The sequence below is a fragment of the Deltaproteobacteria bacterium genome (assembly GCA_029860075.1).
In the GTDB taxonomy this organism is placed as follows: Bacteria; Desulfobacterota; JADFVX01; order JADFVX01; family JADFVX01; genus JAOUBX01.
In genome coordinates this window covers 30,492-53,724 of the sequence record JAOUBX010000011.1, presented here as the reverse complement: position 1 = coordinate 53,724, position 23,233 = coordinate 30,492, and the positions used below count along the sequence as shown (strand labels likewise).

At 44.6% G+C, this 23,233-nt stretch carries 28 protein-coding genes; 22 read left to right on the top strand and 6 right to left on the bottom strand.

The features are described 5' to 3' along the window. Positions 1-79 precede the first annotated feature (79 nt). From OEV42_05460 to OEV42_05365, 20 genes are all read left to right on the top strand, one after another. Positions 80-2,191 carry a cytochrome ubiquinol oxidase subunit I gene (locus OEV42_05460; protein MDH3973708.1) on the top strand — a complete coding sequence of 704 codons (2,112 nt, stop codon included), beginning with the start codon at positions 80-82 and terminating at the stop codon, positions 2,189-2,191. A gap of 132 nt (positions 2,192-2,323) precedes the next feature. After that, the gene (locus OEV42_05455) at positions 2,324-3,298 is read left to right on the top strand and encodes a c-type cytochrome (protein MDH3973707.1); all 975 of its coding nucleotides are present in this window, start codon (positions 2,324-2,326) and stop codon (positions 3,296-3,298) included. 27 nt (positions 3,299-3,325) lie between these two features. After that, positions 3,326-4,315 carry a c-type cytochrome gene (locus OEV42_05450; protein MDH3973706.1) on the top strand — a complete coding sequence of 330 codons (990 nt, stop codon included), beginning with the start codon at positions 3,326-3,328 and terminating at the stop codon, positions 4,313-4,315. 81 nt (positions 4,316-4,396) lie between these two features. After that, positions 4,397-6,022, top strand: coding sequence for an ethylbenzene dehydrogenase-related protein (locus tag OEV42_05445; GenBank protein MDH3973705.1), 1,626 nt, complete (start codon positions 4,397-4,399; stop codon positions 6,020-6,022). A gap of 3 nt (positions 6,023-6,025) precedes the next feature. After that, a complete protein-coding gene (locus OEV42_05440) occupies positions 6,026-6,289 on the top strand; it encodes a hypothetical protein (protein MDH3973704.1) in 264 nt (87 codons plus the stop codon). A gap of 25 nt (positions 6,290-6,314) precedes the next feature. Further along, a complete protein-coding gene (locus OEV42_05435) occupies positions 6,315-6,791 on the top strand; it encodes an Rrf2 family transcriptional regulator (protein MDH3973703.1) in 477 nt (158 codons plus the stop codon). Between the two features lie 394 nt (positions 6,792-7,185). Continuing rightward, positions 7,186-7,659: a hypothetical protein gene (locus tag OEV42_05430; GenBank protein MDH3973702.1), complete on the top strand. Its 474-nt coding sequence runs from the start codon at positions 7,186-7,188 to the stop codon at positions 7,657-7,659. Positions 7,660-7,668: 9 nt separating this feature from the next. Next, a complete protein-coding gene (locus tag OEV42_05425) occupies positions 7,669-8,370 on the top strand; it encodes a sulfite exporter TauE/SafE family protein (protein ID MDH3973701.1) in 702 nt (233 codons plus the stop codon). Next, entirely contained in the window at positions 8,367-8,888 is a 522-nt protein-coding gene (locus OEV42_05420) for a TlpA family protein disulfide reductase (GenBank protein ID MDH3973700.1), read from the top strand. The genes OEV42_05425 and OEV42_05420 overlap by 4 nt, the downstream gene beginning before the upstream one ends. Before the next feature lie 3 nt (positions 8,889-8,891). Then, complete coding sequence (locus OEV42_05415) at positions 8,892-9,500, top strand: sigma-70 family RNA polymerase sigma factor (GenBank protein MDH3973699.1); 609 nt, start codon at positions 8,892-8,894, stop codon at positions 9,498-9,500. Then, positions 9,497-10,201 (top strand): hypothetical protein, encoded by a 705-nt coding sequence (locus OEV42_05410; protein MDH3973698.1) that lies wholly within the window; start codon positions 9,497-9,499, stop codon positions 10,199-10,201. The genes OEV42_05415 and OEV42_05410 overlap by 4 nt, the downstream gene beginning before the upstream one ends. A gap of 34 nt (positions 10,202-10,235) precedes the next feature. Continuing rightward, positions 10,236-10,514, top strand: coding sequence for a rhodanese-like domain-containing protein (locus OEV42_05405; protein MDH3973697.1), 279 nt, complete (start codon positions 10,236-10,238; stop codon positions 10,512-10,514). A gap of 329 nt (positions 10,515-10,843) precedes the next feature. Continuing rightward, the gene (locus OEV42_05400; GenBank protein ID MDH3973696.1) at positions 10,844-11,512 is read left to right on the top strand and encodes a cytochrome c; all 669 of its coding nucleotides are present in this window, start codon (positions 10,844-10,846) and stop codon (positions 11,510-11,512) included. Positions 11,513-11,537: 25 nt separating this feature from the next. After that, the gene (locus OEV42_05395; GenBank protein ID MDH3973695.1) at positions 11,538-11,900 is read left to right on the top strand and encodes a cytochrome c; all 363 of its coding nucleotides are present in this window, start codon (positions 11,538-11,540) and stop codon (positions 11,898-11,900) included. Positions 11,901-11,981: 81 nt separating this feature from the next. After that, a complete protein-coding gene (locus tag OEV42_05390; protein ID MDH3973694.1) occupies positions 11,982-12,428 on the top strand; it encodes a peptidylprolyl isomerase in 447 nt (148 codons plus the stop codon). Between the two features lie 250 nt (positions 12,429-12,678). Continuing rightward, the gene (locus OEV42_05385; protein MDH3973693.1) at positions 12,679-13,272 is read left to right on the top strand and encodes a sigma-70 family RNA polymerase sigma factor; all 594 of its coding nucleotides are present in this window, start codon (positions 12,679-12,681) and stop codon (positions 13,270-13,272) included. Positions 13,273-13,275: 3 nt separating this feature from the next. After that, a complete protein-coding gene (locus tag OEV42_05380) occupies positions 13,276-13,512 on the top strand; it encodes a zf-HC2 domain-containing protein (protein ID MDH3973692.1) in 237 nt (78 codons plus the stop codon). Positions 13,513-13,974: 462 nt separating this feature from the next. After that, the gene (locus tag OEV42_05375; GenBank protein ID MDH3973691.1) at positions 13,975-14,169 is read left to right on the top strand and encodes a DUF2892 domain-containing protein; all 195 of its coding nucleotides are present in this window, start codon (positions 13,975-13,977) and stop codon (positions 14,167-14,169) included. Positions 14,170-14,551: 382 nt separating this feature from the next. Beyond that, the gene (locus OEV42_05370) at positions 14,552-15,064 is read left to right on the top strand and encodes a rhodanese-like domain-containing protein (protein ID MDH3973690.1); all 513 of its coding nucleotides are present in this window, start codon (positions 14,552-14,554) and stop codon (positions 15,062-15,064) included. 286 nt (positions 15,065-15,350) lie between these two features. Further along, entirely contained in the window at positions 15,351-15,674 is a 324-nt protein-coding gene (locus OEV42_05365) for a c-type cytochrome (GenBank protein MDH3973689.1), read from the top strand. A 204-nt stretch (positions 15,675-15,878) separates the two neighbouring features. Here OEV42_05365 and OEV42_05360 read toward each other — a convergent pair whose 3' ends face one another. The 6 genes from OEV42_05360 to OEV42_05335 all read right to left on the bottom strand — a co-directional run bounded on the left by OEV42_05360 (position 15,879) and on the right by OEV42_05335 (position 19,640). Next, the gene (locus tag OEV42_05360) at positions 15,879-16,175 is read right to left on the bottom strand and encodes a PilZ domain-containing protein (protein MDH3973688.1); all 297 of its coding nucleotides are present in this window, start codon (positions 16,173-16,175) and stop codon (positions 15,879-15,881) included. Between the two features lie 237 nt (positions 16,176-16,412). After that, entirely contained in the window at positions 16,413-16,760 is a 348-nt protein-coding gene (locus OEV42_05355) for a DUF4389 domain-containing protein (GenBank protein ID MDH3973687.1), read from the bottom strand. A gap of 193 nt (positions 16,761-16,953) precedes the next feature. Continuing rightward, positions 16,954-17,820: a cytochrome-c oxidase, cbb3-type subunit III gene (ccoP, locus tag OEV42_05350; GenBank protein ID MDH3973686.1), complete on the bottom strand. Its 867-nt coding sequence runs from the start codon at positions 17,818-17,820 to the stop codon at positions 16,954-16,956. Further along, positions 17,813-17,980, bottom strand: a complete 168-nt coding sequence (locus OEV42_05345; protein ID MDH3973685.1) for a cbb3-type cytochrome c oxidase subunit 3 — start codon at positions 17,978-17,980, stop codon at positions 17,813-17,815. The genes ccoP and OEV42_05345 overlap by 8 nt, the downstream gene beginning before the upstream one ends. A gap of 620 nt (positions 17,981-18,600) precedes the next feature. Further along, positions 18,601-19,050, bottom strand: coding sequence for a copper chaperone PCu(A)C (locus OEV42_05340; GenBank protein MDH3973684.1), 450 nt, complete (start codon positions 19,048-19,050; stop codon positions 18,601-18,603). Positions 19,051-19,055: 5 nt separating this feature from the next. After that, positions 19,056-19,640, bottom strand: a complete 585-nt coding sequence (locus tag OEV42_05335) for an SCO family protein (GenBank protein ID MDH3973683.1) — start codon at positions 19,638-19,640, stop codon at positions 19,056-19,058. Positions 19,641-20,533: 893 nt separating this feature from the next. On the opposite strand from OEV42_05335, the gene OEV42_05330 reads away from it, so the two are divergent. Together OEV42_05330 and OEV42_05325 are read left to right on the top strand one after the other, a co-directional pair. Beyond that, positions 20,534-22,390, top strand: coding sequence for a cytochrome ubiquinol oxidase subunit I (locus tag OEV42_05330; protein ID MDH3973682.1), 1,857 nt, complete (start codon positions 20,534-20,536; stop codon positions 22,388-22,390). A gap of 24 nt (positions 22,391-22,414) precedes the next feature. Further along, positions 22,415-23,224: a c-type cytochrome gene (locus OEV42_05325; GenBank protein MDH3973681.1), complete on the top strand. Its 810-nt coding sequence runs from the start codon at positions 22,415-22,417 to the stop codon at positions 23,222-23,224. The last annotated feature ends 9 nt before the right edge of the window (positions 23,225-23,233 follow it).

The following is a 23,233-nucleotide window of genomic DNA, read 5'->3' as shown; positions in this document are numbered from 1 at the left end:
TTATTTAAAAAGGGTAAACACAGGGGTTTGCCCCTGCAAATTTCTTTCTATGTGAGATTTTTATGGAGGTGTTACAGATATGACTTTGTTATCTAATAAGATTGTTAAAGGGGGCGTTGCGGCCCTGTTGATGGCGCTTGTACTATCATCAACGGCATATGCCCTTGAAGAGAATGTATACCGGCAGGTGTTGGGCCTCGACTCCAGGAAGGTTGTCTGGTTTATAGCCCAGATGCACCTATTTTTCGGGGCTTTTGTTCTTGGTGTTCCGCTATTTGCGGTGATAATCGAGATCGTAGGCTGGAAGGGTGGAGATAAGAAGTTCGACAAGCTGTCATACGAGTTTACATCTCTTTTGAGTGTTGCCTATGCGACAACGGCTGCATTCGGCGGGCTTCTCGCCTTTGCCCTTTTTACACTTTATCCCACATTCATGGGGTATATGGCGGGCAACTTCAAGGACGTCATGTTCATTTATGCCCTCCTTTTCTTCGGCGAAACCTTCTGCCTCTATCTATACTATTACGGCTGGGGCTGGCTCAGTGGCGGAGAAGAGTACAGCAAACCTGTGCAGTGGTTCATGAAAGGTCTCGGTGCCGTTGTCATTTTGATCGGCATAGCTTTCTTCTTTGGAGCATTCGGTCCCCAAATGAGGACTGATACGAGAACCTTTATGGCTTTTCTCTACATTTTACCTGTTGGTATCGGTTTAATGATGGTGAAGGACAGGAAGAGTACCCACATACTGATAGGTATTTTGCTAAACGTCGTTGGTACGGCTATCATGCAGATGGCTAATTCCTGGGTCGGCTTTATGATGAGCCCCGGAGGTGTTGACCAGAAGGGAGTACTGACGGGTACGCTCTGGCAGGTATTCGAAAACACCCTTGCAACACCGGTGGCCATTCACAGAATGCTTGGGAACCTTGCTTTTGGAGGATTGGTTGCAGGTTCCTATGCGGCAGTCAAATTTCTCGGATCAAAAACTGATGAAGAGAAAGCTCATTATGACTGGATGGGCTATATTGCGAACTTCGTCGCTATAGCAGCCCTTATTCCTCTTCCCTTCGCTGGATACTATCTCGGACGTGAGGTCTATTCAACGAGTGCCGTTATGGGGAACAACATGATGGGCGGTGACTTCTCATGGACTTTTATCATCCAGGCTATGCTCGTAGGGTCGCTTTTCCTTATAAGTAACTACTATCTATGGAGCGGCATGACGAGGATACCCGGGGCGGAGAGGTATTATAAATATATAAAGTTCATTCTCGGTGCTATTATCATCTCCTTTGCCGTGTGGCTGACGCCTCACAATCTGCCCCTTACCGGTCAAGAGGTATCCCAGATGGGTGGTAGCCAGTATCACCCCACCTTGAAATATTTAGGACTGATGCCGGCAAAGAATGCGGTTGTTAACCTGATCATCCTGGCTACTTTTTTCAGCTTTCTCCTATACAGAAGAGGGAATAAAGGTGATACTCTGCCAATCAGCCGGCAAGGAAAAGCGCCTAAAATTGTGATCCCTATGGCAGGCCTGTTGGCCATATTGATTGTTGGTCAGTATGCCGTCTCCATGATCACCCTCGATCCAGGTAGCCTCGATCTACCGGCGGACCGGACCGAGTATTTTAAAACAACGGGCTACCTTCTTCTAGCTAACTGTGCAGTAGCTGTTGTTGCTGTTCTCCTTGCCTTAAAGGATAAAGGGGTTTTAGGTCAATATCTCTATCTCGGTTTTACGGCTTTAAGCGTCACAGGTTTCCTGGGTGTTTATGGCTTTGTTGTGATGGAAAAAGCATCGCCCTTCCTCAGGAATATTGCTGTTAGCCAGTTTCTACAGCTAATCAGCGCTTTGATCCTTGTCAGTGCCATTGATGCCTTCCTTTTCAGAAATGCCAAGGAGATCGGACCGCTGAAGTGGGGAAAGATGACAGTAAGAAGTCAGTACGCGCTCCTTCTTTTGACCATAGTTATTACCATGAATATGGGGCTTATGGGTTTCATCCGTTCAGGACTCAGGACTGACTGGCATATCTTTGGCGTAATGAGGGATACATCGGAGTGGGCCTATACGCCCAGTAACTACACTATGACGCAGATGGTAGGACTTTCCGTTCTGGTCTTCCTCGTTGGAGTGGCCTTTATGTTCTGGCTTGGCGGTATTGCTTCGCAGAAAAAGAAGGATTGATTAATAAAGTTATTTGAAAATCCCCTTAATCCCCCTTTTTCTAAGGGGGAAAGAGCAATGTTCCCCTCTTAGAAAAAGAGGGGTTAGGGGAGATTACAAGTCATTTTCAGAACTATTCTTTGGAGGTTATCAATGAAAGCTGTTCTTAATGTTTTTATATTTCTGCTGTTGGTTCTGGCCACCTTTCTTTATGTAGGAAAGGCCATAACCGACCTTACGGGTGGTGAAAAAAAGGGTGGAGGCGGTGCAGTAGAGGTCACTCCCGAAGGGGGTGAAGCCATCTTCTGGGGTAAAGGTCGTTGCTTTACCTGCCACAGCCTTGGGGACAGGGGAAGCGCCGTCAGGTGTCCCAATTTGGGTCAGTTCGGAGAAAAGTTTGCATTGCCCATCGGTGCGAGAGCGGTTGAGAGGGCCAAAGAGCGCAGTGAGCAGACGGGAAAAAATTATTCACCTACCGATTATCTTGTAGAGAGTCTGGCCGATCCGGGAGCTTTCGTGGTAGATGGCTATAAAAATGAGATGGCAATCGTCTTTGCTCCGCCAATATCGCTAAGCCTCGACGAGATCAAGGCCGTTGTTGTTTATCTTCAGAGTCAGGGTGGAGATCTCGACATGGATGCTCTCAATAATCCAAGTGAGGTAACAAAAAAATATTACGACAAAATCGCAGCAGCTTCAGCAGCCGGAGGCGGTGACCCCGGTAACGGGAAGATTGTTTTTGAGGACAACTGCAGTGAGTGTCATATGATAGGTGACGAGGGAGGAGAAATAGGCCCCCAACTTTCCGCAATAGGCAAGAAGGGTCTTAAGTATATTTCCGAATCTATCGTTCAGCCCGGTACTGTTATTGTTGAAGGTTTTGAGACCCACGTCGTTGTTAATAAAGAAGGGCGACAGTTCAAAGGGATTAAAACCCGTGATGAAGCGACGGAAATCGACATCACCAAGGCAGATGGAGACGTTGTCACTATCAGCAAGAGTGATATTAAAGAATCAAAGATAGATGAGAGTACAAGCGTAATGCCTGATGACCTTTCCGAATCTCTTACGGTAAAGGATTATCAGGATGTGCTTTCCTACCTGATTATGCAAAAAGCTCAAAAATAAAGAATTGATACGATAAGGGAGATATAAATGGGTAAATCAAAGTTAAATTTCTTCTGGACAATCGTTTTGACCCTGCTAGTCATATACGGTCTTATAAAGTGGCTCATCCCCTTCATCTCAAGGCAGGCAACGGGGATGCCTTTCCCCCTTCCTGTGCCGGGAACGTTGGTGCTCTTCTATATGGTACTCACGCTTGTTGCTCTTTTTCTCTACGTCACATTTTCCGATGAGGGAATGAATGAGTTCCTGAGGCCAATCCTTAGGCTGCTAAAAGGTGAATTTGGCAGTTTACAGCGCAGTGTGGTCTTAGCCGTCGTTCCTCTTGTTGTGGGATGGCAGGTTTACGATTTTACGGTTCCAAAAGTGAACCCTCCTGTGGCCCTCAGGATACAGCACCCCTCATCGAACTTTCCTAAAAAGTTTGAGTCCATGAAAAATCCCATGGAGAATCCGACAGATGCGGAAATTGATGCCTTTGTAGAACAGGCAAAGGCCGGTGAGGTAGATTTTATTCCCCAGGTAAGTGCCGATATTGAAAGTTGGCTTGAAATGAGGCCTGATCCCGATGGCCATCCTTTGTCTTTCATCCCTACTGGGCCATGGAAGAAATTTATAAAGGAAGTGGAATCAGGTAAGGTGGACAGGGAGACAGCCAGAGGTGCATTGCATGAAAAGAATCTCTTTGAGGGACGCGCTCTTTATGCAATGAACTGTCGACCCTGTCATGGTGACTCTGTTGCCGGTGACGGGCCTATGGCTGACGGCTTCAAGCTGAGGCCTATCAACTTTACTGATAACGGTACAATTGAGGTTATTGTCGAGGGATATACCTTCTGGAGGGTTGCAAACGGCGGCCCGGGTCTGCCCACAGAGGCGACTCCCTGGGACTCAGCAATGCCTGAGTGGAAAGTCAACCTCACTGACGATGAGAGATGGAAGATCATTATGGGTGAGTATGATCTGGCTGAGAAGACAGCCCGCATCCCCGAATCTCACGGTGAGGGCGAGGAACACTAGGATTGAAGATTGACGATTGATGGTTGAAAAATCATTCAACAATCGTCAATAAACAATTGAAAATTTTAAGAGAGGGTTGACATGCAGAGAAGAGCAATCATTCTGGCAATAACGATATTGATGACTATGTTTGGGACTAGTGCCCTGGCCGGCATAAAACCGACTAAGGCGAAGCCGCCTGTGACGCCTGAGAACGTTGAAAAAGGGAGAGAGATATACTACAAAAGGTGCAGCTTCTGCCACGGGCTTTTAGGGGACGGTAATGGCCCGGCTGCCGATTATATGGATCCCAGACCGAGAGATTTTACCCTTGGTGTATTCAAGTTCAGGACGACGGGAAGTGGTGAGTTGCCTACCGATGAAGATCTTTTCAGGACTGTCAGCCGTGGTCTGCAGGGAACTCCCATGCAGGCCTTTGATAATGACATTATTAAGAACGGTCTTACAGAAGAGGAACGGTGGCAGGTTATCTATTACATCAAAACCTTTGCCATGGAATTTGAAGATCCCGAGCTTGATCCAAGTAAAAAAGTAATAAGTCTTCCCGCGAATAAAGCACCCTACAATGCAGATACCATTGCAAAAGGCAAGGAACTCTTTATGAGGGCAAAATGCTTTGAATGTCATGGGAAAGGCGGTAAGGGTGATGGTCAGAAGGATATAAAAGAAGATGACTGGGGCTTTCCCATTCGTATCAGGAATATTACCCAGCCATGGAAAATTAAAGCAGGGTCAGAAGTTGAAGATATTTATATGCGCTTTTCAACGGGTATTATGGGTACTCCCATGCCTTCCTTTGCAAAATCTTTTAATGATGAGGAAAGGTGGTACCTGGCTAACTACATCAAGTCGCTCCAGTATACCCCTACAGAGCACTCGGTAATGAAGGCAAAGAAGATCGATGGAGAACTTCCTCAGGATCCCGAGGCACCGCAGTGGCAAAATGCCGAGCCTATGGATGTAAGGCTGGCAGGACAGGTTATTGCTGCGCCAAGATGGCAGAATCCAAGTATCGAACTTGCCAGTGTAAGGGCTCTCTATAACGATAAAGAGATAGCCATCCTTGTCGAGTGGGATGATCCTTTCCAGGATCTTACACACGATGAATCGCAGGAGTTTAATGCCAGGGAAATAAGTAAAATAGGGGCATATAATTCATATGTAGCGGCAAATGATATGATCCCGCGACACTTTGATAACTTCAGAGATTCCATCGCCTTACAGTTCCCCGTCAAAATGGCTGAAGGGACGAAGAAGCCTCACTTCTTCAGAGGTGATGCAGGAAACCCGGTGAACCTCTGGCTATGGAAGGCCGACAAGGATGCAGCCGGCGAACCGGCTGTAGAGGATTCTATTGCAAGGGGTTACAAACAGCCCATAAAGTCACAGCCGGCCGACCAGCAGCAGGTGACGTCAAAGGCGATTTGGAAGGGAGCTACATACAAAGTGGTTATGAAGCGCCCCCTTAAAACAGAGGACAAGAATGACGTCCAGTTCGAAGAGGGCAAATTTATCCCTCTCGCTTTAAATGCATGGGATGGATCAAATGGTGAGCATGGACTTATTATGAGTCTCTCCTCCTGGCACTATCTCTTTATGGAGGCCCCCACGCCGATGAACGTTTATATCTATGCACTGCTCGGTGTCGTTTTGACGGGCCTCGGTGAGTTCTGGCTAGTAAGAAGAGTCAGAAGGGAAGAGGAGTAATGGATGATTGATGATAGTTTCCTTTCAATCATTTTATATACATTTTTTATACATATTTCCTTCGGCCTCATTGGTGGAAGGTACGAGAGATACTCAAAACCCTGGGCAAGGTGCCTCTATATTCCCATTGTTATTACTATCATATTGAGGCGTGTTGTCGGACTGGGATATTGGAGTGTTCCTTATTTTATTGTAGTAGCCCTGGCGGGCCAGGTTTTAGGAAGGCGTATCTGTAAGGAAACCATGAACCATACAGGCAATCAATGATCACTACAAAATGAGGTGTGATGAGATGAAGCTTAATAAAGTTGCAGATTACGCCATCCGGTCTGTTGTTAACCTGGCAATGAAGAATAACAAGGAGCTTGTTACCATAAAGGAGATTGCGCAGGAGGAGGAAATTCCCCGTTATTTCCTGGCAAAGGTTATACCTCCTCTGGTTAATGCCGGAATTGTAAAGGGGTACAGGGGAAGGGACGGAGGGGTTTCTCTTTCAAAAGATGCCCGGCTTATTACCTTGAAGGATGTTATTGAGGCGGTGAATGGTCCCATTATTATGACACGTTGTACAGAAAGAGGCGATACCTGTCATAAGGGGGGCTATTGTGCTGTCCATCTGTCTCTGGAAGAAACACAACGAACGTTAATCTCCAAGCTGGAGAGCTACACTATAGGTGATCTGGCTCAAAAATATATTACAGGGGAAGAGGATCGTGGGGCCTTGTTATTGAGTGGAAAAGGTGAGGCCCTGAATGCAAAGGCGGCTTAAAAATATGCTGAAAAATTGCTCTGTTCTTGTTTCTATTGGCTCTATCTGGCCGGAAAATCATAAATAGTTTTCATCGGTCAAGGGTGCTTTTTCGCAATCTCTGCGTCAATCTTCGGTTTTGCTTGTGCGATGTACAGTAGTACAACTCGGCGAAACCCTTGATTTCCTTGACCTTGCAAAAAAATCCCTCCTTTCCGAATTGAAAACAAAGTTTCATTTATTATAGTTTCTGGATGGAAACTAAATAATTATTTTTTTATTTGTTTTGGGAATAAAAGGACTTTCTCTTGTCTCTTATTCTATATATATCTTATTAGAGAAAGGGGGGAGTGGGGTAAATAAGTAACTTTTTTGGAAGACGAAAATAATAATAAAAAAATAAAGGAGTCAATTGATGTTTAGAAAAGGAGCTATTGCGGTAACAGTATTATTGTTGACGGCTACGCTGGCCGTTGCTGGTGGTTGGGACAAAAAGAAAGGTTTAGACAAAATTACGCTTAAAGGTACTTTACTTTGCGTAGGCTGCAGCCTGAAAAAGCTTGACGGCGCAAATGCGCAATGCAGCCTCTATTCACAGCACGGTATCGGCTTTAAAACAGCTGACGGAACCATCTGGAATATTGTCGAAAATGCAAAAGGACACGAAGTGATCAGGACCCATAAACTGATCGGGAAAAAGGGGAAGGAAGCTACCATCACCGGCTACATTTATCCCGTGGCAAATATGATCGAAATTGATGATATCAAGGTCGAGGGTATTACATGGGCCCAGATTCAGAAAGCGGCCTACGAGGAAGACATGCTTATGGCCAAGAGACTTGCGAGCAGGAAGCTTGGTGAAGCACCTTCTATGGCACACGATCATTGATATAGAATTGTGACTGAACTTATAAACGGTATGGAGGCCTATCTGCAGGCCTCCATACTTATGTCTTTTATCGCAGCTTTTTTAGGTGGCCTTTTGACAAGCTTTACACCTTGTGTATATCCCATGATTCCTATTACGGCAGGATATGTAGGCTCAAGGAACCTGGGAGGTTCAAAGGTGAGGGGCTTTATTCTTTCCCTCTCTTATGTGCTCGGTGTGGCGCTCACATACTCCTTTCTCGGTGTCTTTGCTGCTGCAACGGGGCGTTTTTTCGGGCAGGTAAGTACCAATCCCTATGCTTACCTCATTGTGGCCAATATTATAATACTGCTGGGATTGAGCATGCTTGACGTTTTTACCATACCTTCATTTGTTCCCAAGTCCGCTTCATCGGAACGTGGAGGAATTGGAGGTGCTATAATTATAGGGATGGCTTCAGGTTTCGTGGCAGCGCCCTGTACGGCCCCCGTACTCGGGGTTATGCTGGCCTACGTTGCCTCCACAGGTAATATCCTCCTTGGATGGAGCCTGCTCTTTGTTTTTTCATTAGGCATGGGCGTGCTGCTGGTCCTGGTAGGGACCTTTTCAGGTCTTGTTGCTGCGCTTCCAAGGTCGGGAGAGTGGATGGTAAAAGTCAAAAAGGGGATAGGTTTTCTTATGATCGGCCTGGGAGAGTACTTCCTTATTAAAATGGGAGAGTTGCTGCTATGAAGAATGAATTTAAATTGAACTTAAATATCCGCTTTGAACTGATAGCTTTAATTACTATCGTCTTTCTCTTTCTTTTTTCCGTCAGGGTTTTTGCTGTCACAGTAGAAGATATGGCCCCGTCATTTGAAATAAAAACGATGAAGGGGAATCTCTTTAAGGTGGATGATAAAAAAGGAAAAGCACCCCTTTTCCTGATATTTTGGGCCACATGGTGTCCCGTATGTAAGGAGGAGATACCTAAACTTAAAGAGTTCTATTCCACCTTTAATCCAAAAGGAATGGAATTTCTGGCCATCAACGTGGGTATCAATGATTCCGAAAAAAAGATGAAGCGATACAGTAAAAAATACGGTATGGATTATCCTCTTGCTTTTGATGAGGGGAGCAAAATTACAAAGTCTTTCAACGTTATGGGGACACCGACCATCATTATCGTTGATCGGAGTGGAAAAGTACGTTACAGGGATGCCGCTCTCCCCAAAGATTTGGGTGCTCACTTCCAGAGCCTCATGGAGTAGGATTTGTTTTCATCAAAGAATAGAAAAAAGAGGCGTTTTCAGGAGGTGGCCTATCCTCATGCAGAGTTCATTTATAATATGGCGCTCTATTATACGGGAAACGGCAGCGATGCCGAGGATATTACACAGGAAACCTTTTACAGAGCATTTAAGAATTTTGATCAGCTAAAAGATGAAAAAAAGTGCAAGTACTGGCTCCTTTCCATTATGAGAAACCTCTTTTTCAGGGAAAGTGCAAGGAATACCAGGAAAGGGGAGTTTATTACCGAGCATGAGGAAAAATATGTGGAAATGCTGGCAAGGACAGGCGATGAATCCCGTAATCCGGAGGCGTTGATCTCAGAAAAAAATGAGAGATACAGGATGAGCGAGCGTGTTTCCAAAATACCGGAAAAGTATAGAACACCGCTTCTTCTCTTCTATGTGGAAGGGATGGCTTACCAGGAGATTTCCAATGCACTGGAAATACCGATAGGTACGGTCATGTCGCGTATATCAAGGGGGAAGAACCATCTCAAAAAGGAACTGCTAAGTGCATCATCCGGTTTTGATTATGGTAACAACATACTGAAAGTTGATTTTAACCGTCCTGACAGGAGGTTAAGACAATGATGAAATGTGATGATTTTAAAAAATATTTATCCGGCAAAGGAGCAGTGGAAGGGCCGCCTCAGGAAGTGGAAGACCATCTCTCGCAGTGTGAATACTGCTCAGCCATGATGAATGCGGACAGGAAGCTTGAGGAGATCATAGCGGATGGTCTTAAAAAATCGCCCCTTCCGGAAGGATTATTAAATCGTATTGATCAGGATATTAGTGCCCTGGAAGCAAAAGAGAAAGATGAAAAACCATTCTTTCCATGGAAAATTGCTATGCCTGCCCTGGCTATGGCTGTGCTACTTCTGGTGATGCTAAATCCTTTTATCGGTGATATTGGGAGTCCCGAAAAGCTGGTCCATTTTGCCATGGAAAACCACTATAAGAACTACGCTATGACTTTTGAGGCAGGACAGGTAAGTGATATCCCCGGCTGGTTTGTAGGAAAGCTAGCTTTTGAAGTTTCAGTACCCGGGCTCTTTGATGAAGGGCTGCAACTGCTTGGCGGAAGGAAGTGCAGCCTGGGGCGCGAGGACGTTGCATATCTCTTTTATGAAGAGGAGGGAAAGAGGGCATCACTTTTTATCCTCGATCCCCATAGTATTACTTTTGACATGAAGAAAAACACGGCATATAAAATGCCCGTTTATGGTGATGACGTTACATTCTGGAGTGATGATTCTCTCCTGTATGTACTGGTAAAAAGCGGCCATTAATTTTCAAATCATTACAGAGAGGAGGTCTATGATAATGTTGAAAAGACGGTGCATGACACTGGTAGTATCGATATTTCTCTTTATGCCTGCCATGATCCAGGCGGAAGATAATGTTCCCAGGGTGACCGTTGAAGCACTTAAGGCCAGGATAGACAAAGGTGGTTCCACTGTCATCCTCGATGTAAGAACGACGGGCTCGTGGATGGCGTCAAATGACAAGATCAAAGGAGCCCTAAGGATACCGATAGGTGCTTTAGAGTCGAGATGGGGCGAGCTTTCAAAAGAAAGTGAGATAGTTGCTTATTGCACCTGAGCTAATGAGTATACCAGCGCCCGTGCGGCGGTGATACTAAAAGAAAAGGGATTCAAGGATGTTAAGGTCCTTAAGGGAGGATTCGATGCCTGGGTTCAGGCAGGCTTCCCTGTAGAACCTAAACATCGATAAAAGTATAAAGGGTACCTCTAAAAATTCATGACCGGCATCTAAAGGTTCAAAAAAGCCACCTTCTGCGTTAAAAATTTGACCTATAGACTCACTATAGACTGCAATTTTTGCCTTGAATCTGACTTTTTTGATTCCTTTATATTCTCGCCCGGAATATTTAGAGATTCCCTAAATAAATAATCAGGAGGTTGAATGTGGTGACTTGGAAGAGAACAGTATCAGTAGTGTCGGTATTTGCTTTCATTCTGGCGGCAAACGGGATGAGCTGGGCCGATGCGGCGGCAGGAAAGAAGGTTTTTAAGGCAAAGAAATGCGGTGGAAGTTGTCATTATACGAAAGGCCCTGCCCGTGAGAAGACAATAGCCGATCAGAAAAAGAAAAAAGGGCCTGAACTCTGGTATGCGGGAAGCAAATTTCAGAAGGAGTGGATGGCCAAATGGCTTCAGGATCCCAAGCCCATCAGACCATTAGCCTTTAATTCCCTGACAAAGAAGAATCCAGGAAATCATCCTAAACTCTCAGGGGGGGATGCGGCAAATGTGACAGATTACCTTATGACACTCACTTCTAAGGATGTCAAAGCAGGGGTTATCAAGCCTAAGAAAAATCCAAAGGGTAAGCTTATATTTATGAAAAAAATGCCCTGTTCAGGTTGTCATCAATATCCCTTCAAGAAAAAAATATCCGGTGGTATGACCGGTCCGTCACTTGTCGGAGCCGGCAAACGACTCAATCCTGACTGGATCTATGCCTATATGGTAAATCCAAAGGTTTTCAAGCCTGTCAAGATTATGCCTGTATTTAAGGGTCTTCTGAAGGATAAAGACATGAAAAATGTATCGGCCTTTGTTGCCAGCTTCAAATAAGATAGTTGAATAAGGAGAGATTGATATGATGAGAATTACTGTATGTTTATTAGCGGTTTTTTCTTTCCTTCTGGCAGCAACGCCTCAGGCTGATGCAGCTGGTGGAAAGGAGCTTTATAGTTTTTACTGCGCCCAGTGTCATGGTGTGGGAGGTAAGGGTGACGGGCCCAATGTTACAAAGGATATGCCTGTTACACCGAGGAACTTTACTAATGCAGCGGAGATGAATAAACTCTCCAATGCTGATCTTAAGAATGTTATTATTGATGGCGGTCCTGCACTTAGCAAGTCACCCATGATGCCTCCCTGGTCGAAGACCCTGACTGATAAAGAGGTAGATGCCTTGATCAAGCATTTGCGGGTGCTTTGTAAGTGCAAAGGAAAGTAATTGTTTCAGAGTTAAGCGCTTTTGAGAGGCGGCAGGGTGTTCCTGCCGCCTTTTTTAATAAGAATTGAAAGGAATAACAAGATGGACAAGAAAATAGCGAAAGATGGTGATATGGTAAAGGTCCTCTACAAAGGGACCTTCGAAGACGGCTCTCTTTTTGACGCTTCAGATGAATCGAAGCCTTTTGAGTTTACCATCGGCAAAGAAATGGTACTCCCTGCTTTCGAAAAGGCTGTTGTTGGTCTCGAAGTGGGAAAGGAGAAAAACATAAGCATACCGCCGGAGGAGGCCTATGGAGAACCCAATGCGGAGATGTTCACTCTTATCGGCCGGGACCAACTGCCGGAAGGTTTAGAGCCTAAGATCGGAATGACACTCAGGGCCAATGCCGATGAAAATACCGTTATCAATGTGAGGATTACCGAAATAAAGGATGACACTATAACCGTTGATGCCAATCATCCGCTGGCAGGGAAAGAGCTTAACTTTGAGATTAAGCTGGTGGAGATAGTCTCTCAGGGGGCTTGATCTGATGATCTCAGCCTTGTGATTATTATCTTTTTAAGCAATACTGACTCAAAGTCAGCAATATACGGTTAGGAAATTGCACTGACCTGTCACTTCGAGTGCGCACGGACAAAGTGAAAAGTGCCCTTGGTATTAAGTGAGGATGCAGGTGAGGGGGGAGCTTAATCATTATATGGCAGAAATTTTTTCCATTAGAGAAAAAAATCCCTCCACTGATACTTAACTTCTTATGTTAAGGTATAATTAATAGATGACGGACTCTGATCGCATAGTTGTAGAACGTTTTAAAAATGGTGATGCTTCTGCATTTGATGAACTGCTGAGCCGATATGAGGACAGGATATATGGCTTTCTCTATCGTATGTGCCGATGTCCGGAAGGGGCCGCTGATGTAACCCAGGAAACCTTTCTCAATGCCTTCAGGTATCTTGCCGAATTCCGGGGAGATGCGAGCTTCAAGAACTGGCTTTACAAGGTTGCTGCCAATTCCTGTTATAAATATAAGAGAAAGGGAGTAAATGAACCGAATTTCGAGCTTTCCCTGGAGCAGTTTTTGCCGCAGGAAGGGGGCACCGCTCTGGAGATACCTGATGAAGCGCTAGTGCCCGAAGGTCAGGCGCTTAATGCCGAACTGGCAGGCCAAATAGAGGAAGCAATAGGCAAGCTTCCCAAGAAATACCGTCTCGTCATCGTCCTTCGTGATGCAGAAGGCCTGAGCGGAGAGGAGACGGCCCGCGTACTTGATATCTCCACGGCTGCTGTAAAGTCACGTCTTCACAGGGCGAGGCTCTTTGTTAGAGATGAGTTGAAGGACTATTTTGGAAGCGAAAAGGCAAAGAGGTAAAATATGGTAAAGTGTAAGGATCTCTTCGGTAAAATGTCGGAATATCTTGACGGTGAGATGGACCTGGCCATGATTGAAGAGGCGGAGCGCCATATCGGCCACTGTACGGAGTGCAAAGAGACACTGGATACCTTTCGAAAGAGTGTCGCTCTCATCAAGAGAACAAAAACAAAAAAATTACCACATGATGACAGGAAGCGACTTAAGGAACTCATACAGAGGGAGATGGAGAAAATGTAGCTTTCTTGTCCTGTCCTCCCTTCCTTTTTTCCTCTTAATTGAAGTTTGTGTACCCCTTTTTTAATTAATCTTTGAAATCCCCGTCCTTTGTGCGGGGTTAGAGTTAAAAGGGTATGCCATAATAATTTTACTTTTCTTTTGCGGACAAAGAAAAGTAACAAAAGAAAGGCCGCCCTAAAACTTGGTCCCGCCAAGGCGGGACTCCCCTCCTTTCACCGTTGCCTTCGGCGGGCACAAAAACTCGCTTCGCTCAGACAGTTTGTGCCCTTCATCCTCAGTCAACGGCTACACTCGGCTGCCTTTTAACGGGAAGGAAAAGCAAGCCCTTTTAGGGCTCAAGCAAGGCCACGTCCTCCGGGCGTGTATTCTTTACACATATTTTTTACAGATTTATTTTTGAATCCTTTTTAGCAAATCCGGTTCTTCATATTTAGAAGGACAAAACTAAAGGAGGAAGGAAAGATGAAAATCAATGAAAATAGTACTGAGAGAGTCATCCGTGTAGTTGCCGGGCTTGTTCTGCTATCCCTTGTCGTTGTTGGTCCAAAGACGCTCTGGGGACTGGTGGGACTAGTTCCGCTCTTGACGGGTCTTGTAGGGAATTGCCCACTTTATACGATTTTTGGGATTTCTACATGCAAGAAATGTGAAGTCTAATTAGTTTTCATCCGGAAAGGGTGCTTTTCGCAATCTCTGCGTCAATTTTCAGATTTGCTTGTGCGACGTACAGTAGTACGACTCGGCGAAACCCTTGATTTCCTTGACCTTGCAAAAAATCCCTCCTTTCCAAATTGAAAATAAAGTTAGAACTACTACAGGCTGTTGCCCAAATCGGATAAGTGCTTCGACAGGCTCAGCACGACAGGATTGTTGTTATATTTGTTTTAAAAAACGGTCACCCTGAGCTTGTCGAAGGGCTTCTTTTGATTTGGGCAACAGCCCGTACCATAGTTGACCCATGTATACTAACTTCTCACTTTGAAGTAGTACTGGTAGAGGCAGTTTTTTTTGATGAAAATTAAGGGAAAAAGGAGAGATTATGAAGGTATCAAGGATTAGTGTGTTCGTTTCGGTTCTCTTATTAATGGCCGGCAGTTTTGCATTTGCAGAGGAGGAAGCGAAGGGGGTTGATTCTAAAGAGGCCTACAAGATGGTTATGGATAGTCCCAGGGACACTTTTATTGTCGATGTGAGGACTAAAGCTGAATATGAGTTTGTCGGTCACCCTGATTTGCCAAATGGTGTGCCCAATATTCCCCTTCGTTTCTACCCCAAGTGGAACGAAAATTCTGAATTTGTCGAAATGGTTGAAAAGAGATATTCCAAAGATAAGACACTCATTATGATCTGCCGAAGTGGGGGCAGGGCGGAACAGGCGGCCACAAAGCTTATGGAAGCCGGTTTCAAAAAGGTCTATTATATGTCGGACAGCTTTGAGGGATCGAAGGATAAAAAAGGCCATCGTACAGTCAACGGCTGGAAGGTAAATGGGCTTCCCTACACTCATACTGTAGAGCCGGAGTTGGAGTTCAAGGGGTGCACCAGCAATTAGAGCTTAATCGTGTGAAACCAACAATATATGTTTTTGCGAGGAATGAAATGACGAAGCAATCTCTAGTGCAAGATTGCACACCAGGGGGATTTCCTCGCTAACGCTCAGGGCACCGAGCTTCGCTCGCAATGACAATCTATGATAATCAGTGTCAAATACAGTAGGTTTAAATAAAAAAAGACCTATTTAAAGTTTTTTTATTTTTTGGGAATAATTTTGGCGGCAGTTGCATCTTATATATTCAAATACATCTACTTTGAGAAAATAGGAAAAAGGAGTACAAAGAATGACCAGAGTTATAGCATCTATTGCCGTTGCAGCTATTGTATCAACCAGTGCAGGTACTGCTCTTGCAAAAAAGGTAGACGGTGAGCACATTTTTAAAAGAAAATGCATGTCTTGTCACAACAAGACTGAGAAAAAGAAGGTAGGTCCTGGCCTGAAAGGTGTTTACGGCCGAAGCGGAATTTATGTGGACAAGCTTGATGAAGAAGGTCTCTTCACCTGGATCAAAAATCCGAAAGCCGTAACGGCCAGGGCAAAAATGCCTAACAGGTTTCTAAACGACGATCAGGTTAAGGCGGTAGTTGAGTATCTGAAAACACTTTAAAATTTTTCACCCCCCCCTCCTACAGGGCCTGGCCGATTTGGCCGGGCCCCTATTTTTTTATTGACCAAGGTTTCTGTGCTTATTTTCAAAAGACTTTTAAGAAAGGCGCATTCCCAATGCAGGAAAAAAGTGGTGAATCCTCAAGATAAGCTTCCACCTGGAAAGCTTCTTTTTCGCACTAGATTTACCCTAAGTCCGACAGACTCATAGCCACCGAAGTCCAGCTGTATAATTTCCGTTAAGCTGCCTCAACCATACAATCTCCGCCGCTTTGCTGGAAATATTCAAGGTATCAATATATACGAAAAACCTATTACCGATTGAGAGTTTTTCACCATCGTAAATAATGCCCAGCCCGCCTTTAGAGTGATCTAATGTTTCGACAAAAATAGCCTCACTCCCCTCTGAATTGAGAGAGGCGACTCTCAAGATACATTTCTTTTTTTCCTTTATTCGAACATGCTGCCTTTTAGGGTTATACTCTCCTTCACTTGTAGCCATTGCAGAACCTATAAATCATACATTAGATAAACTGCATCATCTCTTCATCTTATTATCTTTTCTACGCGCTAAATAAAGTATTCTTTTAATATGAAATTTCAACAAATTATTCAAATATAGATTCAAAGTGATGTAAATTTTAAATCGACTTCCCATAGGCTCCTAGAGAGTGTATTTTTGATGACTTCAGGAAGAAATGTTGAAATAGCTAATAAAGAGACTATAGGAAAGCCTCCTTTATTGATCTTCCTCCTTAATACTTTTTGGCTTCCTTTTTTCTTTTGAAGTTGAACTCTTATAAGTTTTAGGTGCGCCTTTGGGCCAGGGTGAGAAAGGGTAAGGTTTTTCTTCGCTGTTAAACATGAAAAACAACATTGTCTGGTAAATGAATGTACTCAGACTCCCGCTGAAATTAAGAAGACGTTCATTTACTTTACCTGTAAACAGGGTCAGTACAAACTGGAAAACCGCAATAAATAGGACGACTATTTCAGCTATACTGTAGATCAATGCAAAGAGGAGCATATAAAGTCCCCTCATCCATGTGCTTTGACTTTTAATATTTTCCTTCAGCTTTTCATCCACTTTTTCCCCCTCTGAGGTTGGGAAGATTTTCAATGCTCTATTATGATAGTAGCATGGATTGAAGTATATGCAAGGGAAAGGCCCTTTGCTATTAAGGTAAGTTTATGGATCAGCACACATATTCCTGTTAGATTGCCTTCTTTAACCGATATCCCGGACTTAAATCCCGACCTAAAAAATATATGACTGTTAACTATTGTCCACCGCTGAATTGGTAGACCATAAGGGCAAGCTTTTTAATCTGAATTTCGCTCAGCTTTCTATTGAAGGCGGGCATTTTTGCCTTTCTTGTTGGAGGTCCTCCGTAATTGACTCCATGTACGATGGTATGTTTGATACCTGCTTCGCTGCCGTCAAAGCGCCAGATGGCATCGGTCAGGTCTGGTGCGCCTTTGCTCTGTTTTCCTTTACCGTCCCTGCCATGACATGTGTAGCACCTGGCCTCACGATTTTCCGACTTCCCCATGTAGACGGCCTTGCCCGCTTCGTGTACTTGTCCTGTAGAGAGGCCTGCTACGTATTTGACAACATCGTTGATTTCCTGCTCCGTCAGCATTTCACTGTGACCCGGCATATCACCTATTCTACCGTTAGTAATACTCTTCGTTATTGCTTCCAGTGAACCGCCGTAAAGCCAATCGTCATCGGCGAGGACAGGGTAGTTTTTCCCTCCTTGTCCGCCCGCTCCGTGGCAGGGGGCGCAAAAGTCTCCAAAGACGACCCTGGATGAAATTTGAGCAAAGTTGAGGAGTTCTGCATCTTTTAATACTTCTTCCGCCGTCATTGCCGCTATCTTATCATTATAAGGTTTTCTGATGGCCTCCACCTCAGCCACCTTTGATTTAAATTCTTTAATCTGCGTCCATCCAAGGATGCCTTTGGTTGAGTCGTTAATTAAGGGTATGCTTGGATAAAGGATGCAGTATACAAGTATGCTGATCCAGCTAAGGTGAATCCCCAATATCCACCATCTGGGTGGGGGGTTATCAAGCTCTCTTATGTCATCATCCCATACATGCCCCGTATCTTTTGCTTTGTAGGGGTCGTGTTTATCAGTCATCTGCACCATCCTTGTCTGAGGAATCTTCCTTCATTATGATATTTCTGCGGGCTTCCAGTTTTTCGCGGTTATTTGGTTTAAGTACATAGATGTAAGCAACTATCATGAAGATAAATATAACTGCCGTTACAGCAAGCCCGATCCAATCGTTTAGAGTCATAGCCTCCCACTTTGATTCAAAAATTTTATTCATGGAAATTCCCGCCTTCCATGAATTCGACTATCATGCCCGGTTGCCGGAGATAGGAGATGTGGCTGGAAAACGTTTAACTCAATAGGAGAAGGGCGCTAGTGACGTCTTTATATGGGGATATTAATAATAAGCTTACTGCTGCTTTTAGGATAAGGGTTGTGTTGATCAGTGCAGGAAAGAGCGCTTAGAGCTATAATAAGGCTGCTTTATATATTATACCTGTCATGAAGTTCTCGCCTTGTGGGACATGCACAAATAGGTCTTTCATACAAGGCAGTTCTATAATTGCAATTTTCGGTAGATGAACATTTGATATAGCAAATTACTTTAACATGGAAATGATCAACTTGGCAGATATCTTTTCCTAAACCTGACAGGCATGAAAAATCTTTCTTACACTTTGTCGTTTTTTGTCGTGTTTCTTCACTTATTTCAAATTTCATGGGTTACATGTTACTTCAACTTGATAGAATTATCAATTATTTTCTCAACAAGAAATCAGGCATAAGAATCCCTGGCGGGTGCATTCCTCTCTGCTTGCGGTGGGATTATTGATGTATTACATTGAAGGCGTACTTCTTAGCCCGCTATTGTCGTTTTCGTACCGGAATATTGATTGTAAGTGTACTGCTGTCGCTGAAGGTAAATGTCAGGGGAACAATGTCACCTTTGTAGAGGCTTTCTTTGAGCCCTGCCAGCATGATATGGAGGCTGCCGACTTTGAAGTTTAGTGACTCACCGCTATTTATTGCTACTTTGTCGAGTTTTTCCATCATCATGAGACCATTTTTGTGGATATGGTCATGAAATGAGGCTGAAGCCGATGCAGGGCTTGAAACTGCGATGAGAGATACATCCCTGTTGCCTTTGTTTAGCAACTCCATGTATGCAGCGCTGTTTTTTGAAACAGGCGGAAGCTCCAGGATGTATGGATTGGATACCTTGATTAGGGAGGCCTCTTCAGGCGCAGGGATTGCCATTTTGGATGTGCAGGCTGCAAGGGAAAGAAGGACCGTTATAATTATTATGCGTATCATAGAGATTACAATTTCCCTTTTTCGAGCAGACTCCGGATAGCTGCCGTCACTTCCGATGGTGGTGAGTTTTCATTGAATATATATTCCAGTTTGCCTTCCGGGCTTATGAGGTAGATGTTGGCTGAGTGAAGAAAGTGATAGTCTCCGGGCGATCCGCCTTTCTCAATTTTATAGTAAAGCGCACCATATTGCTCCGCTACCTTTTCAACTTCTTCTACTGAACCGCTGAGGCCTGCTATATTTGGGTGAAAGTATGCCGAATATTCCTTGAGTTTTTCAAGAGAGTCCCGCTGCGGATCGAAGCTGATAAAAAAGCCCCTTACCTTTTTAACGTCATCTTCGCTGAGCCCTGCAAAGGCCCTGGACATTACCGTCAGGAAGCCGGGACAAATCTCAGGGCACTCTGTGTAGCCGAAGAGGAGGGCGACTACCTTGCCTTTATATCTGTTTAAGGATATTGCTCCGTCGGCAGAGTTTAGTGTGAAATTGCCACCGGGGGGCATTTCAGGTGAAACATTTTCCTCTGCATGAGATTCACTCGCTCTTAAATGGGAAAAAGGTAAAAGCGTTAAACTGAAGCTTAGTGCCAAGATAATGAGACTTATATTTAAAAAGCACGTTTTTTTTTCAGGCATCCTCGATCATGTCCCTTTCATGTTGTTTATCACTTTGAATGAGTCCTAGAGGTAGAAGTAGAGGATTGCCACAATGACGATAACATTTACTACCAGGCCGGACATGATAACAATATTGGGCAGGTGTTCTTTTTTAATCATTCATATTCTCCTTTTAAATCTTTTATACCTTCATTTCGTGAGCAAAAAAAGTACCAACTTGTCTCTTTATGTGCCTGTCTTGCTGTAGACCTTAAAGATACTATATTCTTGCCGGATTTTAAAATACTTTACCACTCTAACTACACTTTTTACTGGTAAGAATGTTACCACTTTACTGTTCGCTTTTTATCCGAAAAAAAGATGCCCTATTAGCAAAACTCGCCTTGATTGTCGACTTTTAGCGGGTTTAGACGAATGGCATGGCAGTTGCAAATTTGTCCACACCTGAAAGGGTCGGAAGCATAAACAGGTCAAAAGCCGCAGAGTACGTGGGGATCACAGAGATGGCAGCAAAGGAATGGTAATTCCCCTGATAATGTGATCGTTTCATCAATTGAATTTAAATCTCAGCATCCTCTGCGTCCTCTGCGGTAAAAACATAATGATACGAGGTTCTTTATGAGTTCAGAAAAAGCAGGATTGGCAGGGCCGGCTCTGTTTATTGTCGTGCTTATTGCCATTACAGCATTTTTTATCTGGTTTTTATGATTATATATTGAGGAGGCATTATGAAGTCATTTATGGGCCCATTTATCGTTTCTCTGGCCGTATCAGCAGTTATTTACTTTGCCCTTGATTTTGGTTTGATGAAAGCGCAGGGGCTCTCTCTCTTTTTTCATCACTAAATAATACACTAAGGAGTTAAAATGAGCTTGCTTTCTTTTATTAAGAAGTGGAGAGCGTTACTGTTATTTCTTCTCATTGCATCTGCCCTGGTGCAGATAGTCGATTTAGGCGCTTTTGACAGATCACTTTCCGGTATTGCAGAGGCTCTTGCAAGTTCGCAGGAAGAGGCGGCTCCTCCTGCCGAACCCGCTGCCGGTGAAGAAGCGGTTGCTGCGAAAGTTTATCCCCCGGCGCCGGTACTGACAGCGGATGATTATCCGCAAATTCCCGGAATTAACGGCAGGGTCTTTGTCTGGCTTGCCGCCCAGCTTCACTTATGGTTTGCCGCCTTTGTTCTTGCCGTTCCCATCTTTGTCTTCATCATTGAATCTATCGGCATGGCGACAAAGGACAAAAAATTTGATGATATGGCCTATGAGTTCATTAAGGTTAGTCTCACGGCTTATTCCATAACAGCTATCCTGGGCGGGCTTACTGCTTTCGGACTTCTCGTTTTTTATCCTGATTTCTTTAAATATCTTTCATCCATATTTAGCAAGACCATGCTGGCCTATGCTTTCCTCTTCTTTGCCGAATCCGCCTGCCTTTACATCTATTATTATGGCTGGCAGTGGCTGCAGGGAGGTTTTAGAAAATGGGTTCATCTCACCATAGGGCTTATGCTTAATGCCGTCGGTACCACTTTGATGCTCCTGGCCAATGCCTGGGTCACCTTTATGATGAGTCCGGCAGGTGTCGATATTAAGGGGGCATTCCTCGGTTCCGAATGGGATGTGATTCATAATTTTTTATGGAATCCCATCAACCTGCACAGGGTGATTGCCAACGTTGCCTATGGCGGTTCCATTGTCGGCGCCTATGCGGCCTATAAATTCCTCTGTGCAACAAAGGCCGAGGAAAGAGCACATTATGACTGGATGGGCTATAATGCCAACTTCATCGCCATATCGGCACTGCTTCCATTGCCCTTTGCAGGCTATTATCTGACAGCCGAGATTTATGCCTATAGCCAACAGATGGGAATTACTCTCATGGGAGGTGTTTTTGCCTGGCTCTTTATTATTCAGGCCGTCCTCATTGGGGCTCTTTTTCTCTCTGCAAACTATTATCTCTGGTGCTGTATGGGGAGAAGTGAAGGCGCTGTCAGATATACCAGGTATATCAAGTATATTGCCATTGCAGTCATCGGTGCATTTTTGGTCTGGTTTACACCTCATACACTTATCCTGACAAATGCAGAACTTAAATCGCTGGGTGGTCCCTACAATAAATACCTCGGGCCTCTCGGTATTATGCCTGCCAAGAATACAGCTGTAAATATTATGATCTCCTTTACCTTCTTAAGCTTCATGCTTTACCGGCGGTGCAATAAAGTGGCTGTTGTAAGCTGGGAAAAGGCGGGTAATGCCGCTCAGTCGGCCATCTTTACAGCGGGTATCATCAATATTCTCATCCTTGGTGTTTATTACGGTTACTTTACCAATACCGTTTACAAAGTGGCAGCCTCCATTCCACAGGTCTGTACGACGCTGGTGATCATTGTCTTATGCACTGTTATCGACACCTTTATGTATAAGGGGGCAAAGGAAGTGGCGCCTCTTAACTGGGGAAAGGTGCCGGACCGGTCGCAGTATGCCCTTTTTCTTTTGGCCGTTTCCTTTACCTGGCTTATGGGCCTTATGGGATACATTCGCTCCGGAATCAGGCAGCATTGGCATGTGAAGGACATTATGAGAGATGCCTCTCCCGATGCATTTACGCCGACCCTCGGTTATGCGGCTAACGTGGTTTCGACGGGGGCGCTCATCTTTATGGCCCTCGTTATATTTATCTTCTGGCTTGCCCAGATAAGCACGAAGAAAACGGCCACGACCTGAGCCGTTCAAGTAAGGAGTATTTAGATGAAGACTTTTTTAAAGGTAGTGATCTTCAGTGTCTTGGCTATAGAAGCTTTTTCGCTCTATGCCAACTATGGAATTCCCAACGTCAAGCCTGCTCCGCCGCCGGTGGAGGAAAAACTCGATCTGGGTGCCATGACGATGGACACCTTCATTGCACTTGGTGAAAAGATATATAAAGGAAAGGGAACCTGTACGCTTTGTCATAATGAACTGGGGCGGGCGCCAATGATAAATAAGGTTGCCGCCATTGCTGAAGAGCGGATGAAGGATGCCCGCTACAAAGGGGAGGCAAAGAGTTCGGAAGCCTATGTTATGGAATCTCTCATTAAACCCTCCGCCTTTGTGGTAGCCGGATTCGGTAAGGCCGGGACGAATGATACGGTTAGTCCCATGCCCGATGTTTCATCAGGGAGCATCGGACTTTCAGATGCTGAGGTAAAAGCCGTTATTGCCTACTTACAGGATTCGGCCGGTGTCGATGTAACGGTAGAGATCCCCACTGATGCACCTGCAGAGGAAGAAGGGGAGGAAGAGACTGTACGTGTTGCCTTAAAAACACCGGAAGAGATTGTTGAAAAATTTGGCTGCGGCATGTGCCATAAAATTGCAGGTCACCTTGGGGACATCGCTCCGGACCTGACTAAAATAGGTGCCAGTGTTGATAGTAATTATCTGAGAAGGGCCATACTTGATCCCAATGCCGACATAGCAAAGGGCTTTGAGCCTGATATGATGCCGCCGGACCTCGGTGAGCAGATGGCTGCAAGTGAGTTGGAGATTCTCGTTAAGTATATGGCAAGTCAGAAATAAGGAGAGCTT